Source organism: Clostridium sp. Cult2 (assembly GCF_021655075.1).
GTDB lineage: Bacteria > Bacillota > Clostridia > Tissierellales > Tepidimicrobiaceae > Schnuerera.
Genome location: NZ_PPXX01000008.1, coordinates 1 through 16679 on the forward strand (window position 1 = coordinate 1; position 16679 = coordinate 16679).

Sequence of the window (16679 nt, forward strand, 5' to 3'; positions counted from 1 at the left end):
GGTAGTGTATGCATTTTTATTGGCATTTATAGGGTGTATGACATTTATTATCCTATAATGGAAAACAAGATCTAAAATTTACATAACAGGAGTTATTAACTTATTGACGAAAAAGTAGATCTCAATTTAACAGGAAGATTCTTGTCTAGATGTTGGGAACATACCCTTCCACCAAGGGGGTACTAGATACTTACGACATCATTATTATCCTCTCAAGGCACGTTAAGGCAGCAATTCTGATGACGTATTGTGGTTTTGATAAGGAATAATAGGGTTTGACCGCAACATATAGTGGTTTGATGACGAAATTTGGGTCAAAAATCTGTGAAAAAACACCGTTTTTTGACCCTTTAAAATAGGCCATTTGACAGATGACATTGGATAATTGGAGATATTTGAAGAGTAAGTGGTTAATTCTGGTTGATAAAATGGTAGGTGAATTATATACTATAGATGAACATTTGTAGAAAAATGCGAAACTAAAGGGATGTGAAAATATGAAGTATAAAAAACATATTACTATTGGTCTAATTTTGTTAATAATATTTAGTGGAGTATTTCTTAATAAGACAAAGGTTAATAGAAAGATTGCCAAAGATTTAGAAATACAAATACCATATACCTTAGATTTTTATTATGTAGATAGTCATGGTGGTTTCTTCGGTGATGGAATAGCTTTGGGAAGGGCAGAATTAAACGATAAAGATATAGAAAAATTATTAAAAGACCCAAAAGACCATTGGATTAAAACACCCATACCAAATGAACTAAATACTATATTATTTGGAAGTAATAGCTATAACTCAGATTTAGCTACAAGGTTATCTATAAATAATATAGAAAATGGTTATTGGATATATATAGATAGGTTTGGAAATAAAAAAGAGTATTTAAAAGAGGAAGAAATAGATATATATACTGGTAACTACAGCATAGGATTACTAAATTTAGATGGAAAAAAGTTTTATTATATAAAATTCGATAGTTGACGTACATTCTTTATATTTAACGTCGCATCAGTGTTAAACTGTGCCACCAAGATTATTTAAATAACAGGAGGTATATTACTGTGATAGATTTCATAAAATTGATAACTATTATAATGGGTATAGCCTTTCCGCATTTTTAATAAAGGCAATCAAAGCACAAAATGATAAAACAATATCAAAATATACCATTTGGGCTTGTGTTAGTTTTGGCATTCTTGTATTTACTTTAATGGGGTTACATTGATGTACAGACTATAACTCATATCAGTAGTGGATATTTTTATGAACAAAGAAATATTTAAAATAGATTAAGTTGATAAAATATTGGAATTTATAAGATATAATTAAACTGGTGATATATATGAAAAAGAAAATTTTAATTATTGATGATGAATTAGATATGGTAAATATGCTGAGGAATTTTTTCAGGCTAAAGGACTTTGATACTATTGAAGCATATAGCGGTGAAGGAATTTTGGACAAGTTAGAAGAAAATCCTGATATCATACTTTTAGATATAAATATGCCAGGGATTGATGGATTTGGAGTATGTAAAGGGATTCGTAATAAAACAACTTCCCCGATATTATTTTTAACTGCAAGAGGTTCTGAAACCGATAGAGTTAAGGGATTAATGATAGGTGGAGATGACTATATTGTAAAGCCATTTTCCTTAAATGAGTTATATGCCCGAGTCTACTCTCATTTGCAAAGAGAAGAACGAAAAGGAATAGTAGCAGATAATAAATCATCACAACTTATAATTGACTATAGCTCAAGAACTGTTCATTACAAAGAGAAAGAAATAATTTTCACTAAGACGGAATTTGATATCATTGAGCTACTTTCATCGCATCCTAACATGATTTTTGACCGTGAGAAGATATATAGCTCCTTATGGGGCTATGAGGCAATGGGAGATAATTCTGTAGTAGCTGAGCACATTCGAAAAATTCGGTCTAAGATATTAGGGGTTACAGATAAAGAATATATACAAACTGTTTGGGGAGTAGGTTACAAATGGGTTGGCTAAAAAGTCTTTCATCAAAATGGAGTTTGAAAAAGAGTTTTATCATTTACTTATTAATATTTTTAATGCTAGGAATTATTCTTGCTAAGATAAATTTAGTATTGGTTGAAAACTATGAGATTGAAACTATAAATGAATATGTTAGAAAAGATATTATAGAGGGAAAAGAATATTATATTCCATATGAACAGAATTTATCTGCCTTAAGAGCATATTTGGATAGAGCACTGCTGTTTTATAAAGACCTTGCTGTTGTTATCCATAGTATATTATTCTCTATATTTGGATTTTATATATATTATATACATAAATTACGGGAGCCAGTTGATTATATTTGTAATATTAGAGAAGATAATATTAATGATATACCTAATGGAGACAATGAGCTTATTTTTGCATGTAAAAAGATTACCAATGAGATGAAAAGCCTACAGGAAGAAAAGATTAAGGTTTGGAATCAATACGATGCTTTTAATCACATGGTGTCATCTATGAGCCATGATATGAAAAATCCTCTAACTATAGTAAAGGGCAACGTAGATATATTAGAAATGATAGATATAGAAAATGATAACAATATAAAATCAGAAACTATACAGTCTATAAAGAATAATTTAATTCGGATAGAAAAATATTTGGACCGTGTTAATTATTTACAGTCTATGGATCAATTAAGAATAAATAAAAAGTCTATTCATATTTTGGGTTTTATTGAAACATTAAAGAATAATGCTAAAATGTTAAACTCCAATAAACATATCCATTGGATTACTCCTAAAGAAGATATAATCATTAATATTGATACACATCACATAGAAGAAGGATTTGAGAATGTATTAAATAATGCATTAACCCATGCAAATACAAATATCTATATAGATATAGGAGTAAAGGATAAAAAAATGTTAATATCTATCCATGATGATGGCAAAGGATTTAGTGGGGAAGCTCTTAAGTATGCAACTCAAAAATTTTATTCAGAGAATCCACAGCCTGGAAATATGGGATTAGGGCTAAATATAACAAAACATATACTGGAGAGACATGGTGGAGATTTAATAATTAAGAATCACAATAATGGAGCATTGGTAGAAATGGCAATTAATTTATAGAACTTGAAAAAGAATTGAAAATTATTTGTTACACTCTTCTTAAGAAAAGGAGAGTGTATTTTTATGTCAGAAAGAATTGAAATAGAAAATTTAAATGTTAACTATGGAAATAAACAAGTATTATTTGATGTATCTCTAACAATAGATAGGGGTATGTTTGGTCTTTTAGGAAGAAATGGAGCTGGCAAATCTACCTTGATGAAGGCATTAGTTGGGTTAGTTCCTATCAAATCAGGGGAAATAAGCATATGTGGTATTTCAAGTGAGAACAAAAAAGATATACGCTCTATAATTGGGTATTTACCACAGGAATTTAATATGTATCCTAATATGAAAGTAGATGAGGCTTTGGACTATTTAGGGACTTTATCAGAAATGAAGTCTAGAGTGTTGAGGGAGAGAATAGAAGAGGTTCTGGAAATTGTAAATCTTAAAGAGGACAGGAATTTGAAGGTAAAGGCTTTATCTGGAGGGATGAAAAGAAGATTAGGTATTGCTCAAGCTATACTTCATAATCCAAAGGTATTAATTGTAGACGAACCTACAGCTGGACTTGATCCTGAAGAAAGAATTCGATTTAGGAATCTATTGTCTAATTTAGCCGAAGATAAGATAGTTATTTTATCTACTCATATCGTTGGAGATATAGAAATGACCTGTAGTCGATTATCCGTTTTAAACAATGGAAGAATCATATTTAATGGAACCACAAAAGAAATAGTAGATTCTGCTAAAGGATTTACCTATGAGGTAAAAGTACCAAAATCTCAAGTTCATGACTATAAGAATAGATATATAATAACTGCACAAAAGGATTATGGAGATTACGCAGAAATGAAGTTGCTTTTTAAAGGAAAACAAGATGACAATTTTATACCAGTAAATCCTACTATTGAAGATGGATATTTGAACTTACTCTATGATATAGGAGGGACCAAATAATGAGATTACTTACATTGGAAATGAGACGATGTTTAAAAAATCCATTCTTTTGGATTGTTAGCATAATGCTATTTATTTTTATTAACTCTCAATTTTCAGGGGATACATCTGGGTGGGTAATAAAAAAACCAGCTCCAGGACAAGAAAGTTATGGAACATCTATCACAGAGGATATGAGTGTCATTCGTCAGCAATCCTTAGTAAATTTATTAGTAGAGTACTCAAACAATAGATATACTACTTATCCTTATGGATTTTATAGAAATATAGAATTGAATACAGAAAAAAATGAGGCAATGGAGAAGCTTTTATCAGCCTTAACAGGCATGTCAATTGAAAACATTAAATCTATTCAAAGTTTTTCTGAATCTAGCCATAGTGCCATGGAAGGCGATAAGGTATTGTTCACTGAAGAGATGAATGAAATCGTAAATTCCAGTAAAAACAATATAGTTGATAATGATTACTTAAATTTAATGGATAAAATAGATCAATTACTTGGAGGAGGCAGTCCCTATTCAAAAAAACTAATTGCTTCAAGGTTTGGGAGAACTCCTAAGAGCTATGAAGAAGCTTTACAGGGGTATAACGATATGATTTACAAAGATAAAATAACAGGTGCTTTTGCAAGGCTGTTTTGTGATTATGCAGGAATAGCAGTTGGATTTTTACCTATATTTTTAGTAGTATCATTTTGGTATCAGGACAGAAAAACAAATATAAGTCATACACTGTATTCAAAAGAAGTATCTTCATCCAAACTTATATTATCAAGATTTTTTGCTATGCTTATATTAATTACATCGATTATTATTCTTATCGCAACTTTCTATAATATAAAGATTATAAAGATAAATGGAATAGAAAATACTGACCCCTTTGCCTTTTATAAATATTCTTTCCTTTGGTTAATACCAACTTTAATGGTAGTTTTGTCAGTAGGTACATTTACAACAATATTAACAAATTCTCCTGTAGGAATTATAGTTATGCTAGGCTGGTGGTTTATAACCATGTTTGGAAGCGAAGCTAACATGCAAGGAGGATATGGATTTCAGTTAATCCTAAGACACAACATTTTAGGAAATACGCAAGTTTATCTAAATAATATTAATCAAGTCCTATTGAATCGTGGAATTTATATAGCTATAAGTGCTATTCTAGTTTTAATATCTATAAAAATATACAATAAAAAGAGAAAAGGGGAGATTTATAGTGGAAGTAGCAAGAAAAATAATAAGCAATGAGATTAAACATCATATCTATAGTCCAATCATTACCTCTTTTATTGTGTATTTATTAATATTTGTGCTATTTGGACTAGTGGAGTTAAAGAAGGATATAGTGATTATGATTGTGGAAAGATTTTTACCACTAATAGGAATAATATTAATTTCTCCATGCTTTCAATATGAAATGGATTATGGAATAGGGGATGTTATACGCTCTAAATCAACAAGTATGCTTTCAACTTATTCATTAAGGCTAATATTAAGAATATTTATCTATGGAATACTTACCTTTTTATTCATTGCATTGATAAAAGTTACAGACTCGCAAGTGGAAATGGGATTATATTTCTTTCAATCATTTTCACTAGGGTTATTGTTAGGGTCGTTGGGTTTTTTTGCATTTAGTATTAGTTCTAATTTAATAGGGGCATATTTAGTTCCAATACTATATTATCTACTAAATTGGATGCCTAATTGGAAAGCTCTTGGAGACTTTTATCTGTTTAGATTAAGGTATGGTCTTGAACCTAAAATAGGATTAAATATTTTTATAGCTATAATATTTGTAACTGTTGGGTTATATGCCAATAGAACATAAACTAATGGAATACTTTGGTTAGAGTTGATAAAGTTAGATGTTATAATGGGTTAAGGTGGTCAAGTTTTTTACAAGACTACAGTATTTATCATATTATAACGTATAAAAGAAGGAGTTCTGTATTTTATTAGAAATAATATTCAGGGTGGGATATCTAACATGAAAAAACTAATGTGTTTGTTATTCGTGATTTTTCTAATCACATTCTTAGTCGGATGCAGTGAAAAAACAGCTAATACTGAGAAAGAAATGCTTGAAATAACAACTAAAGAATTAGAACTAGAAATTTTGACTGGAGGTAATGAGCAAGTTTCTGAAGTTAAATCTTCAATAGACTTACCTACGATAGAAGAAATTGTGACGACTTTATGTTCAGATGAATTTTAAGGAAGACAGACTTTTTCAGAAGTGAACCAGAAGGCTGGGGAATATATAGCAGATATTTTCGATAAAATTGGACTAGATCCATTATCAAAAGATAGTTATTTTCAACCATACACTAAAGAGGATGTTATTAATCGAGAAGATTATGACACTTCTGAAACTGCCCACAATATAGTTGGTTATATCAAAGGTAAAGATAGTAAAAAGGCAATTATAATATGAGCTCACTTTGATGGACGAGGAATTAGAGAGGGAGAGATATATAGAAGTGCAATGGATAACGCATCAGGGGTAGCGGCTTTAATAAAAATAGCAGAAAATTTAAAGCTAGTATCAGAGGAAAAACCTTTTGAATCAAATATAGTTTTTTGTGCATTTAATGGAGAGGAACAATTATATGTTGGAAGCACTGCTTTTGTCAATCAGGCGAAATCACAGTCATGGTATGAAAACATGTATAATATTAATATAGACTCTATAGGTGCTAAAGATGGTGGTGCTGTTATGTTTCCTAATGATAGTGAATATTCAGTAGAATTATATGAAGATGTTAAAAATTCTATGGAGAAAAGTGGCATAGGTTTTGCTGAATTTGAACGACCAATTGCAAGTGACCATTGAAGTTTTGAGAAGGCTGAAAAGGCCAATATTTGCATTACTCAAGAAGGTTGGCTTAATTGGATTCATAAGCCAATAGACACTCCAGATATCTTAGATTATATAGAGATAGAAAAGTTAGCAAATGCTCTAAGTGATTTTGTTATAGATAATGATGAAACAGTGTATTAAAAATATTACATAATGGAGGCAAATGAAATGAAAAATTTTTAAAATGAAAATCAAATTAATATAGCAATCGCCATTATAATTGCGGGGAATAATCTTGGTGACGTGATTTCTCATAAGATTATTTAATTCCAAATATAATGATTGTCTTATTAATTTAATATGATATATTGATTGAGGGCAGATAGGGGCAGGGACGACTGCCCCCAATAAAATGAGATATACCCTATATTGTAGAGGGGTGGACGACTCTGTCCAACTGCCTAGAACTACGACACAAAGTTTTATCTTATGTGCAACTAACAATTAAGAAATAACGATTATATAAACTTAAATGGAAATTATAGATTAAAATTAAATAGAGATAACAAGCTGGCAAAGTTTAGGTTGATAAAGAACAAATAAACTTCGTCATTTTATTATGCCTAAAAATAAAAAGGATGAAAAAAATGTCAAAACTATTTATGTATGGTACATCCTTGGAAGGAATAGAACAAGAGCCGTAGAATGTATCCAATCACTTCTCTCTACGGTTGAGTTCTTGGACATTCCTGACATGAGACCTGTCACCATTTACTTTGTAAGTGGGACTAGGGCTTCAATGCTTATGGTTCCGAATTTCTAGCCAAGAAGAAGAGGCATAGTCATTAAAAGAAATAATTTAGGTTGAATTTATCCTAATTAATAGGGTATAATATTAATAGATAGGAGATGATTTTATGAACATTAATATAAATAATTTAGTTTCAATATCAGAAGCTAATCAAAATTTTTCTAAAGTAGCAAGAATGGTTGATGAAAATGGGGCAGCAGTGATACTAAAAAATAATAAGCCTCGCTATGTCTTAATAGAATATAGTCAATTAGAAAAAGAAGAGATAGCTGGGGAAATGGAAGTTGATGAAGTAGCTAAAAAGATTCTTTCTAAACACATGAAAGCCTTTGAGGAATTAGCAAAATGAAAAGGCTTAGTAAAGAGCAAGTAATAAAAATTCATAGCATACTGATAAATCAAACTGGTGGGATCGATGGAGTTAAGGATGAAGGGTTACTAGAATCTGCATTAAATGCACCATTTCAAACCTTCGATGGAGAATATATTTATAAAACGATCAAAGCAAAGGCAGCTAAATTAGGATATTTTCTAATCAAGAACCATCCTTTTATAGATGGGAACAAAAGGATTGGAATTTTAGTGATGATAACATTCTTAGAAATAAATGGGGTTGAAGTTACTTGTACAGATGAAGAATTGATTACCTTAGGATTAGGCCTTGCAGATGGATCAATAGATGATGAAGATTTATTAAACTGGATAATAAATTATAGCTAAATCAGAAATGACTTGTCCACCAAGGGGATATTATCTCCCAACGACATCATTATTGTACTCTCAAGGCATGTGGAGAGTATAATTCTGATGACGTATTGTGGTTTGAAGGAAAAACAATAGGATTTGACCGCAACATATAGTGGTTTGATGACGAAATTTGGGTCAAAAATCTGTGAAAAAACACCGTTTTTTGACCCTTTAAAATAGGGGATTTGACAGATGACATTGAATAATCGGGGATATTTCAGGAGTAAATAGTTAAGTTTGATTGATATTGCAGGTGAATTATATACTAAAGCTTTCCATTAAATACTATAAATAGTATACTATTATTAGGTAAAGTTATTTAATATGATGGGTCGTGTCAGTAGATTTACGAGAAGTAAAGTATTTTTTTTTGATAAAAGGAGTGGCGACATGAAAAAACTTATAAAATATCTTGGTTCTCCTATAGTGGTAATACTAATAGCTGTTTGCTTTTTATATTTTAATAACGATATAGGGATAAGCAAATCAAATATCTAAAATGATGCTCGTTATTCTCATAAGATTGAAGCTACTTGGAATGTTGCTAAAGATACTACAGAAACTATGTCTGCGATGATTTTTTACTCTGATGACCTTGCAGACCATATATATTCAATTTATGTGAATCGCCCTGGCCTTTCATTTGGATATTTTTTTAGAGGTGGTGGCTCTATTATTGAAACAGAAAGGTATATTGCTGAAATACATATTGAAGGATACAATGAGCGTGCATTTATTTCAATGAATAAGCAACAAGTGAGCAAAGTAGAGATTGACGATGGAAATGAAATTCAAACAATTAAGATTGATAGTGAAAAACCTTTTGTATTTATTGTACCTAACAATGTTGGTAGTTTAACTATTTACGACATAAACGGTAATATTGTTGAGAGTGTTCAGCATAAATTATGAGCATTATCTTATGGGACATATGTCACATCATTTATATAGTTCATCTAACGAGTAAGAAAAAACTAAATTATCAAATGATAAATGCATTGAGATTTATATAAAATCTTAATGTATTTATTTTTTAAAATAAAAACTAAACGTGAAACTAAAGTGCGAAGTTTTAGTCAAGTAAAGACTAAATAAACTTCGCAATTTTTCATGTTTTAAAATAGAAAGAGGATATAGTTTAGATAAATAGGAAGTAGTATTTGCATTTATGCTACATTGGTGTATAATTAAAGCATAAAAGAAAAAGAGGTTGTTATTATGGACTATAAAGAAAGTTTAGAAAAATTAATAGATGGAAAAGATGGTTTAATTACTACAAGAGAAGTGGAAGAACAAGGTATTCCAAGATATTATTTAACAGAATTTACAAGAGAAGGGAAACTTGAAAGAGTCGCACATGGAGTATACTTAACATCAGATGCATTTGACGATGAGCTGTATAGACTTCAAGCTAGAAGTAAGAGAATAATCTTTTCTCATGAAACAGCATTGTATCTTCATGAGTTAACAGATAGAGATCCATTTGAATGGTCAGTAACTGTACCCAGAGGATACAATGGATCAAATCTAAGAGATGAGGGAATAAGAGTTTATACAGTGAAAAAAGAGGTTTTTAAAATGGGGGTTATTGAATTAAAAACAACCTATGGAAGGCCTATTAAAGTATATGATAGGGAAAGAACTATCTGTGACATTATTCGAAATCGAAATAATATGGATACTGCAATTTTAAATGAGGGAATAAAAAGATATATAGATAGTCGAGATAGGAATATACCTTTATTATTAAGATATGCCAATGAGTTGGATGTTCAAAATGTTATTAGAAACTATATGGAGATTCTGCTATGAAAACATCAAGACAATTAAAAGATTTAATTAGGAATTTGTCTAAAGAAAAAGATATAAATGCACAAATTCTACTAAGAAACTATATGCTTGAAAGGCTACTTGAAAGAATATCTCTCTCTGAATTCAAAGATAAGTTTATTTTAAAAGGTGGTATGTTAATAGCCGCCCTAGTTGGTATAGATATGAGATCTACCATAGACATGGATGCAACAATAAAGTCCTATCCTGTAACAGAAAAATCAATTAAGGAAGCCTTTGATTCTATTTTGTCTGTTCCAATAAACGATGGGGTTCAAATAGTATTTATAAAAATAGAAGTGATTAGGGATGAAGACGGATATAATGGTTTTAGGGTTTCTCTAGAGGCGCTAATGGATAATGCTAGAATACCATTGAAAGTAGACATTACAACAGGAGATGAGATTACACCTAAAGAGGTTGTTTATTCCTTTGATTTATTGTTAGAAAATAGGACAATCAATATTCTTGCATATAATATAGAAACAGTATTAGCTGAAAAAGTTGAAACGATTATCTCAAGAGGTATTGCAAATACAAGAATGAGAGACTTCTATGATATTTATATCTTGTTGAAGCTGCAAAATCATTGTATAGATAATGAATTATTAGCGAAAGCATTAATAGCTACAGCAAAGAAAAGAGGAAGTTATAATTTATTAAATGATGGTGAACTTATCTTAAGAGAAGTGTTTTCAGATGCTTCCTCATATAATCACTGGAAAAGATATCAAAGAAAAAATACCTATGCTAATGATATCTCGTGGGAGGATATAGAAACTTCGGCAATTAAGCTGTGGAGTTTATTAGGGATAAAGTTAAAGAATAAGTAAGACGTTCTATAAAGGGTATCATAATACTGCAGAAATATCTATACTTGGAATATATTCAACCACCAAGGGCTTAATAGGTCCAAGTGACATCTTTATTGTCACCTCAAGGCATGTGGAATCCATAATCCTGTTACAACTTAAAAATGGTTAAATTATAAGAGATATCAAAGTAGATGAGGTAGAATTAAGGATGTGAGAGTTAGAGCTTTCATATCTTTTTTTTATACAAAATATATGGATTAGCCATTTTATACAGATATTGGAGAGCTATACTATGAAGAAAGTTATATTTATACCAGCTAAATTACCAGAATACAAGAAAATAAAAGTTTCAGCATATTGCAGGGTTAGTACTTTAAACAGGATTCAAAGAGAAAGCTTGCAATGGCAAATAGATTATTACACAAATATGATATCAGTAAATCCAGATTGAATTTTTGCAGGTGTCTTTTATGATGTTGGGAAAAGTGGATTAAGAAGAGAAGGAAGAATAGGTCTTGATAAAATGCTAAAGAAAGCATCTAAAGGTGAAATTGACTATATCTTAGTTAAATCTATTAGTAGATTATCAAGGGATATTGTGGATGTGCTAGAAATAATAAGATGTTTAAGAGAAAGGGGAATAAACATGCACTTTGAAACTGAAAAACTAGATTCAATAAAATTAGAGAATGAATTAGAAATAACATTAAGAAGCATGTTAGCACAAGAATAAAGTAAGAATACTAGCGAAAATATTAAGTGGGGATTTAGGCCAAAGTTTGAAAAAGGTGACATCTTTACGAAATATAAGAGTTTTATGGGTTATACATGTGTTGATGGAGAAATGGTAATTGTGCCTGGTGAAGCAGAAGTAGTTAGAAAGATATTCAACTTATATCTAAAAGTCCTATCATTTGGACAAATCAAAACATATCTAGAATCAATGGATATAAAAACAGTAACTGGCAATGAACATTGGGATTCATCTACCATTCAAAAAATGCTTCAGAATGAAAAATACAAGGGGGACACAAAGTTACAAAAGACCTACACAGAGGATTTTATGACTGGAAAGAAAGTAAAAAATACTGGACAGAGACATAGTTATTATGTAAGTAATAGTCATCCAGCAATTGTATCTGATGAGATATTTGATAAAGTCCAGGAAGAGATGGTTAAAAGGTCAAGGTTAATTTATAAAGAAGATGGAACAGTAGAATCTAAAGGTAAAAGATATAGTGGTAAATATTTATTGGGTAATATATTAGAATGTGGATATTGTGGATCATCCTATAGGAGGAGAACAGAAAGAGGTAAGATAGTTTGAAGATGCGCAACAAGGATGGAGAAGGGGAGGGATAAATGCATTGATTCTCCTACACTTAGGAAAGAATATATAAAAGAAGTGTTAAGTAAATTTGTTTGTGAAAGAGGAATTTATGATGAAGAAATAGTTAGAGAGAAAATTGATAGAATTTTAGTTTTTAGTCAGCATATAGATATATATTGTGATAATGGCAGAGAAATTGTCATTGAGTTTTAAATATAAAATTTAATGGTAATAGAAACATTATAAATGCGGATAAAGGCTAAGTTCTGAGATAATATTAAGGGTTATAATATAGATGGATGTTATAGAGGCCAATTGACAGAACAATCTATATATCCGGAGAACAATGAGTTTTTTGGTTGAGAAAAGATAAAGTATGCTATAGAATTAAGGTAGGGTATATTACGCAAATTTTTAGAGAATCTAAAATCCAAAAAGAAATATAAATATTTAGATGAAAATAGGAGGTGGAGGGAAGTTACTAGTTGGTGGGCTAAGAAAGATTTTTTAACCAAGGATATAGATTTGGATGATATAAAATTAATTGGAAGTCCATGGATAACCATAGGTGTTCCTTATAATTCAGATGTAAATTTTATGAAAAAGGTATATGCAGGTGCTGTTTCATATGGACTTTTAAGTGATAAATTGCATATCGAGCCTAATACAACCATAGATTATATTTCAACAAAAGAGAACAGTCTGGATATAGTTTTAAGAGACAAAGAACAAACAATACAAAATGCATATTTATTATTAAAACTTTTTGACATGTATTGTATTGTGAGAGAGTATATTTATGCTGATTTACTTAAGGACTATAAATATTTAAAAAAGGATGAAACAGGAAAATACATCCCATCAGAAGGAAGAGAGAGCCTAAGATTGACAAGTAAACTTAATAGAATTCTAGATGATCTTGAAAAGATTATTTCTGCTAGTTAGATTAATATTATTGTAAACATGTGTATATGTAATCATAAAAAACAAATATATATTAATTATGAGGGAATTTTTCTTAGGTAAATAATGTAGGAGAAATAGAGAATATGAATAGTTATTTTAAAAAAAATTATAAAATGATATTAAGAGGAATTTATTATGAATAATGTATTATATTATAACGAAAGAGAATTAGAATTCATTAATGAAAGAAAGCTTAAAGAAATTGTAAAGATTATAAGATTATTTATTGATGAAGTGGATAAAGGTTTAAGACCATGCTTTATAGGTCGTATGTTCAGCTATCAATGGATAATTAATCTTTGGACAGAGCATGTTTTAGAGCTTTCTAAAGAAGCAATGAATAATATAATTATTGGGAACTTTTTTTCTTTAGGTTCTTTAAATAGAACTATAATTGAGTGTTATGTATATAGCTACTGTATTAAGAATTTTAAAGAAGAAAAATTATGGGAAACTTGGGTTAGCCACAATATCAATAAAAATTTAAGTAAATATAGATTTCCAGATAGTACAGAGAAAGAATTTGTAAAAGAAACTTTCAGTAAATTTAAAAGTCATGACATTAAAAAAGGCGAGAATGAATGGCTGATGGATGTAATTCAAACACATAAAAATAAAAGAATATCCTTTAAAGACATTTGTAATTTGGTTGAATCAAAGGAAGAAAATATGAAAATAGTAGAAATCCTTTTATAGAGAGGAAACTTAATATTATATCTATTTCTACCTTGTGTAATGAGGTAATACAGCCTAATGATAATATTAGACTAATAGCTCAAGATATAGTTATGAAATCCAATACTAAAGATAAGGATGCATTACATCTTGCTTCAGCTGTATATGGAGGCTGCAAATACTTTATAACATGTGATGATAAATTTATAAAGACGGTAGAAAAAAATGAAGATAATTTGAAAGAAACAATTAAAAATATTAAATTATATAATCCTATAGATTTTCTTAGAAAGGAGATGGATATTGATGTTATTGAATGAAAAAAGCAAATTTACAGATAGAGAAATAATAGAAAAAGGTTCTAGAGCATTAATAAAGGAACTGGGATACTCTGGGTTCCTACGATTTATACGCCATTCCGAGGGAATAAGTAAAGAAGATTATTTGAAACTAGAGGGTGAAATATTTGATGATCTGTCTTTAGATGAAATATTTGATAATGCAAAGGAACATTGGGAAAATAGATAATAATTAAATAGAAGGCTAATTTCTGCACCAGAAGATTTTTATAACTTTATTATTAAAAAATCTTCCGGGGGTGTTGTTTATTATTGTAAGATTTATAGGCAATCTCTTATGCGAATATAACTTAGATATTATTTATAGTTGGTATGCCTGGCGTATTGATAAGATGATAAAGGATAAAAATTAGTTGTTGCTAAAAATTTAGACTCATCACATCCTTACGAAAAGATTTTAAGGAAAATGTGGAAAACAAATAATTTAATTTGTAAAAAACGAAGCCTTCGAATTAATAACTATCTGAGGGTTTTGTTGTTTGCAATTCTGATGAAAAAGATGTTATTGTACACTTGTAAACAGTGAGTATTAAAATGTTGTAAGCAACAGTATCAATAATTATGAAAATATAGAACTTAAAAACTAAGGATAAATAGGTGGAAATTAAGAAATATACCCTACCACCAAGGGATTACTATCTCTTTAAGACATCATTATTGTACTCTCAAGGCACGTGGAGTGTATCGTGAAGATTAAAAAGCTATAAAACTCAGTTATACTAATGGTTTGACAGGTTATAGGGCATTGAATGGACAGATGACATTCAATGCCTTTTCTGTTCTTGGGAACATGTTCATTAAAATATGAGCATTATTGTTATGGAAGATGGATTATATCTAAGGATATGTAGAATAGAAAAATATAAGTTTATTAGATAAAGCCTATGTGGTACAATGATTTTGAGCATTATATTGATTATTATGATATATGTGAAAATTTCCGTAAGTTTTGAAAGGAGTGGTGCTTAATGAAAATAAAAAGACTAATAAAACTAAATGTGTCAGGAGGTAACACTCTAAAATAACCTCCAATTACAAATATGGAGGATGGATATGATGGAAAAAGGTATAGAAATAAAGATTGCTAAATCTGAGGAAGAATTTAAATTATTTTGGCAGTTGCATAATGAGTATATGAATAGAGATATATTCCCTAACGATGAGATAGGCTTAAAGATGACAGAAGAAGAACAGGAGTGGTTTTCTTCTTCGGAATACAAGGAACACATGCACAAACTATTTTCAAGAAATGTTGATACAGCATACCCTATATTTTTTATAAAAGAAAAGGAGATAATAGGTTTTTGCACCTATTGTACCTACCATTCTGAAGATGGTAAATGCTTCATAATTGACTATTGTATTATACCTGAATTTAGGGACAATGGTTTGGGAACTAAAATTTTTAATATAATCAAAGAAATGGAAGTTTCTAAGGGTGCTAAATACTTGGAGCTTAATGTATCTAATAAAAAAAATATGAAATTTTGGATGAAACGAGGGTTTCGTTTTGATGGTATTGATGACTATGGTGTAATAAGATTAACTACTAAAAGAAATAGTACTTATTTAATAGATATAGACGAAAGTAATTGGACTAAGTTAATTACTCTGGAGTTATCAGAAGACCAAAAAGCTCATGTAGCTAGTCCTATGGGGATTTTGGCAAGGGCATATGTTTACAGAAATTATAATGGGAGAGTTTTCGGAATCGAAAGTGAGGAAAATATTATTGGAATGCTTATGATTCGTGATATTAATGAGGAACCCAAATGCTATGAACTACAACAATTTCTTATAGATAGTAGGTATCAAAATCGAGGGTATGGATATAAGTCTTTAAAATTAATATTGGATTATCTATATGTGGAAAGAAGATACGAAAATGTTGAAGTTTGCGTAAGAAAGAAATATATTAAGGCCATTAACCTTTATAAGAAAATTGGTTTCAAAGATACAGGCTATACTGATCCAAATGTAGAAGATGCATTTAATTTAGTGTTTTCTTTTAATGATTTAGATAATAAAGTACAATCTAATAGAGAATTTGTTATGGGCTAACTAATGATGTTTTCATAGAAATAAAAGAAAACCCCTTTAAAGACCAGCTTGGTAATTGGCGAGGCTCAGTAGACTATGAAATAAGTAGAGAGGAGTTTTTAAATGCTAAAAATGTTTATGTTAATCTAAAAGTAGGCCACCATTTCAGTTGAAAACTGGTCCACCTTTAAAATATAATACCCCTATGAATAACTTTTTAGGGGGAGATGG

The 16679-nt window shown here is 29.9% G+C and carries 23 protein-coding genes and 1 pseudogene; all 24 read left to right on the forward strand.

Features of this window, described 5'->3' with window-relative positions:
- The first annotated feature begins 497 nt into the window (after nt 1-497).
- The 24 genes and pseudogenes from C3E90_RS01135 to C3E90_RS01230 all read left to right on the forward strand — a co-directional run bounded on the left by C3E90_RS01135 (nt 498) and on the right by C3E90_RS01230 (nt 16469).
- Nucleotides 498-989, forward strand: coding sequence for a hypothetical protein (locus C3E90_RS01135; RefSeq protein WP_236913714.1), 492 nt, complete (start codon nt 498-500; stop codon nt 987-989).
- A gap of 361 nt (nt 990-1350) precedes the next feature.
- Nucleotides 1351-2022 (forward strand): response regulator transcription factor, encoded by a 672-nt coding sequence (locus C3E90_RS01140; protein ID WP_236913715.1) that lies wholly within the window; start codon nt 1351-1353, stop codon nt 2020-2022.
- Nucleotides 2010-3131 (forward strand): sensor histidine kinase, encoded by a 1122-nt coding sequence (locus tag C3E90_RS01145; RefSeq protein ID WP_236913716.1) that lies wholly within the window; start codon nt 2010-2012, stop codon nt 3129-3131. The genes C3E90_RS01140 and C3E90_RS01145 overlap by 13 nt, the downstream gene beginning before the upstream one ends.
- 63 nt (nt 3132-3194) lie before the next feature.
- On the forward strand, nt 3195-4073 hold the full coding sequence (locus C3E90_RS01150) for an ABC transporter ATP-binding protein (protein ID WP_236913717.1): 879 nt from the start codon (nt 3195-3197) through the stop codon (nt 4071-4073).
- On the forward strand, nt 4073-5320 hold the full coding sequence (locus tag C3E90_RS01155) for a hypothetical protein (RefSeq protein WP_236913718.1): 1248 nt from the start codon (nt 4073-4075) through the stop codon (nt 5318-5320). Before C3E90_RS01150 ends, C3E90_RS01155 begins: the two co-directional genes overlap by 1 nt.
- The gene (locus C3E90_RS01160; RefSeq protein ID WP_236913719.1) at nt 5289-5903 is read left to right on the forward strand and encodes a hypothetical protein; all 615 of its coding nucleotides are present in this window, start codon (nt 5289-5291) and stop codon (nt 5901-5903) included. The genes C3E90_RS01155 and C3E90_RS01160 overlap by 32 nt, the downstream gene beginning before the upstream one ends.
- Nucleotides 5904-6062: 159 nt before the next feature.
- Complete coding sequence (locus C3E90_RS01165) at nt 6063-6290, forward strand: hypothetical protein (RefSeq protein ID WP_236913720.1); 228 nt, start codon at nt 6063-6065, stop codon at nt 6288-6290.
- 21 nt (nt 6291-6311) lie between these two features.
- Nucleotides 6312-6509 (forward strand): hypothetical protein, encoded by a 198-nt coding sequence (locus C3E90_RS01170; protein WP_236913721.1) that lies wholly within the window; start codon nt 6312-6314, stop codon nt 6507-6509.
- Between the two features lie 12 nt (nt 6510-6521).
- Nucleotides 6522-6908, forward strand: a pseudogene (locus C3E90_RS01175) (M28 family metallopeptidase); the annotation flags it as partial.
- An 884-nt stretch (nt 6909-7792) separates the two neighbouring features.
- Complete coding sequence (locus C3E90_RS01180) at nt 7793-8035, forward strand: type II toxin-antitoxin system Phd/YefM family antitoxin (protein WP_236913723.1); 243 nt, start codon at nt 7793-7795, stop codon at nt 8033-8035.
- Nucleotides 8032-8406 (forward strand): type II toxin-antitoxin system death-on-curing family toxin, encoded by a 375-nt coding sequence (locus tag C3E90_RS01185; RefSeq protein WP_236913724.1) that lies wholly within the window; start codon nt 8032-8034, stop codon nt 8404-8406. The genes C3E90_RS01180 and C3E90_RS01185 overlap by 4 nt, the downstream gene beginning before the upstream one ends.
- Nucleotides 8407-8997: 591 nt before the next feature.
- Nucleotides 8998-9345, forward strand: coding sequence for a hypothetical protein (locus C3E90_RS01190; protein WP_336512988.1), 348 nt, complete (start codon nt 8998-9000; stop codon nt 9343-9345).
- Nucleotides 9346-9651: 306 nt separating this feature from the next.
- Nucleotides 9652-10245 carry a type IV toxin-antitoxin system AbiEi family antitoxin domain-containing protein gene (locus tag C3E90_RS01195; protein WP_236913725.1) on the forward strand — a complete coding sequence of 198 codons (594 nt, stop codon included), beginning with the start codon at nt 9652-9654 and terminating at the stop codon, nt 10243-10245.
- Nucleotides 10242-11096 (forward strand): nucleotidyl transferase AbiEii/AbiGii toxin family protein, encoded by an 855-nt coding sequence (locus tag C3E90_RS01200; protein ID WP_236913726.1) that lies wholly within the window; start codon nt 10242-10244, stop codon nt 11094-11096. Before C3E90_RS01195 ends, C3E90_RS01200 begins: the two co-directional genes overlap by 4 nt.
- A 274-nt stretch (nt 11097-11370) precedes the next feature.
- Nucleotides 11371-11529, forward strand: a complete 159-nt coding sequence (locus C3E90_RS13410) for a hypothetical protein (protein ID WP_336512989.1) — start codon at nt 11371-11373, stop codon at nt 11527-11529.
- Nucleotides 11530-11811 carry a recombinase family protein gene (locus C3E90_RS13415; protein WP_336512992.1) on the forward strand — a complete coding sequence of 94 codons (282 nt, stop codon included), beginning with the start codon at nt 11530-11532 and terminating at the stop codon, nt 11809-11811.
- A gap of 84 nt (nt 11812-11895) precedes the next feature.
- Nucleotides 11896-12405: a recombinase family protein gene (locus tag C3E90_RS13420; RefSeq protein WP_336512990.1), complete on the forward strand. Its 510-nt coding sequence runs from the start codon at nt 11896-11898 to the stop codon at nt 12403-12405.
- A gap of 15 nt (nt 12406-12420) precedes the next feature.
- Nucleotides 12421-12621 (forward strand): hypothetical protein, encoded by a 201-nt coding sequence (locus C3E90_RS13425; protein WP_336512991.1) that lies wholly within the window; start codon nt 12421-12423, stop codon nt 12619-12621.
- A gap of 312 nt (nt 12622-12933) precedes the next feature.
- Nucleotides 12934-13353 carry a hypothetical protein gene (locus C3E90_RS01210; protein ID WP_236913727.1) on the forward strand — a complete coding sequence of 140 codons (420 nt, stop codon included), beginning with the start codon at nt 12934-12936 and terminating at the stop codon, nt 13351-13353.
- Between the two features lie 156 nt (nt 13354-13509).
- Entirely contained in the window at nt 13510-14070 is a 561-nt protein-coding gene (locus C3E90_RS01215; protein WP_236913728.1) for a hypothetical protein, read from the forward strand.
- A gap of 92 nt (nt 14071-14162) precedes the next feature.
- Nucleotides 14163-14369 carry a hypothetical protein gene (locus C3E90_RS01220; protein WP_236913729.1) on the forward strand — a complete coding sequence of 69 codons (207 nt, stop codon included), beginning with the start codon at nt 14163-14165 and terminating at the stop codon, nt 14367-14369.
- A complete protein-coding gene (locus tag C3E90_RS01225) occupies nt 14356-14577 on the forward strand; it encodes a hypothetical protein (RefSeq protein ID WP_236913730.1) in 222 nt (73 codons plus the stop codon). The genes C3E90_RS01220 and C3E90_RS01225 overlap by 14 nt, the downstream gene beginning before the upstream one ends.
- A 40-nt stretch (nt 14578-14617) precedes the next feature.
- The gene (locus tag C3E90_RS13555; protein WP_442870548.1) at nt 14618-14761 is read left to right on the forward strand and encodes a DUF3658 domain-containing protein; all 144 of its coding nucleotides are present in this window, start codon (nt 14618-14620) and stop codon (nt 14759-14761) included.
- A 700-nt stretch (nt 14762-15461) separates the two neighbouring features.
- Nucleotides 15462-16469, forward strand: a complete 1008-nt coding sequence (locus C3E90_RS01230; protein WP_236913731.1) for a GNAT family N-acetyltransferase — start codon at nt 15462-15464, stop codon at nt 16467-16469.
- Nucleotides 16470-16679: the final 210 nt, after the last annotated feature.

What these genes read in the sequence shown, in the direction of transcription:
- C3E90_RS01150 (WP_236913717.1), top strand. Translation starts at nt 3,195, where the DNA reads ATGTCAGAAAGAATTGAAATAGAAAATTTAAATGTTAACTATGGAAAT.
- C3E90_RS01195 (WP_236913725.1), top strand. Translation starts at nt 9,652, where the DNA reads ATGGACTATAAAGAAAGTTTAGAAAAATTAATAGATGGAAAAGATGGT.
- C3E90_RS01200 (WP_236913726.1), top strand. Translation starts at nt 10,242, where the DNA reads ATGAAAACATCAAGACAATTAAAAGATTTAATTAGGAATTTGTCTAAA.
- C3E90_RS01220 (WP_236913729.1), top strand. Translation starts at nt 14,163, where the DNA reads ATGAAATCCAATACTAAAGATAAGGATGCATTACATCTTGCTTCAGCT.
- C3E90_RS01230 (WP_236913731.1), top strand. Translation starts at nt 15,462, where the DNA reads ATGATGGAAAAAGGTATAGAAATAAAGATTGCTAAATCTGAGGAAGAA.
- C3E90_RS01165 (WP_236913720.1), top strand. Translation starts at nt 6,063, where the DNA reads ATGAAAAAACTAATGTGTTTGTTATTCGTGATTTTTCTAATCACATTC.
- C3E90_RS01190 (WP_336512988.1), top strand. Translation starts at nt 8,998, where the DNA reads ATGTCTGCGATGATTTTTTACTCTGATGACCTTGCAGACCATATATAT.
- C3E90_RS01180 (WP_236913723.1), top strand. Translation starts at nt 7,793, where the DNA reads ATGAACATTAATATAAATAATTTAGTTTCAATATCAGAAGCTAATCAA.
- C3E90_RS01140 (WP_236913715.1), top strand. Translation starts at nt 1,351, where the DNA reads ATGAAAAAGAAAATTTTAATTATTGATGATGAATTAGATATGGTAAAT.
- C3E90_RS13420 (WP_336512990.1), top strand. Translation starts at nt 11,896, where the DNA reads ATGGGTTATACATGTGTTGATGGAGAAATGGTAATTGTGCCTGGTGAA.
- C3E90_RS01145 (WP_236913716.1), top strand. Translation starts at nt 2,010, where the DNA reads ATGGGTTGGCTAAAAAGTCTTTCATCAAAATGGAGTTTGAAAAAGAGT.
- C3E90_RS01215 (WP_236913728.1), top strand. Translation starts at nt 13,510, where the DNA reads ATGAATAATGTATTATATTATAACGAAAGAGAATTAGAATTCATTAAT.
- C3E90_RS01155 (WP_236913718.1), top strand. Translation starts at nt 4,073, where the DNA reads ATGAGATTACTTACATTGGAAATGAGACGATGTTTAAAAAATCCATTC.
- C3E90_RS01185 (WP_236913724.1), top strand. Translation starts at nt 8,032, where the DNA reads ATGAAAAGGCTTAGTAAAGAGCAAGTAATAAAAATTCATAGCATACTG.
- C3E90_RS01225 (WP_236913730.1), top strand. Translation starts at nt 14,356, where the DNA reads ATGTTATTGAATGAAAAAAGCAAATTTACAGATAGAGAAATAATAGAA.
- C3E90_RS13410 (WP_336512989.1), top strand. Translation starts at nt 11,371, where the DNA reads ATGAAGAAAGTTATATTTATACCAGCTAAATTACCAGAATACAAGAAA.
- C3E90_RS13425 (WP_336512991.1), top strand. Translation starts at nt 12,421, where the DNA reads ATGGAGAAGGGGAGGGATAAATGCATTGATTCTCCTACACTTAGGAAA.
- C3E90_RS01135 (WP_236913714.1), top strand. Translation starts at nt 498, where the DNA reads ATGAAGTATAAAAAACATATTACTATTGGTCTAATTTTGTTAATAATA.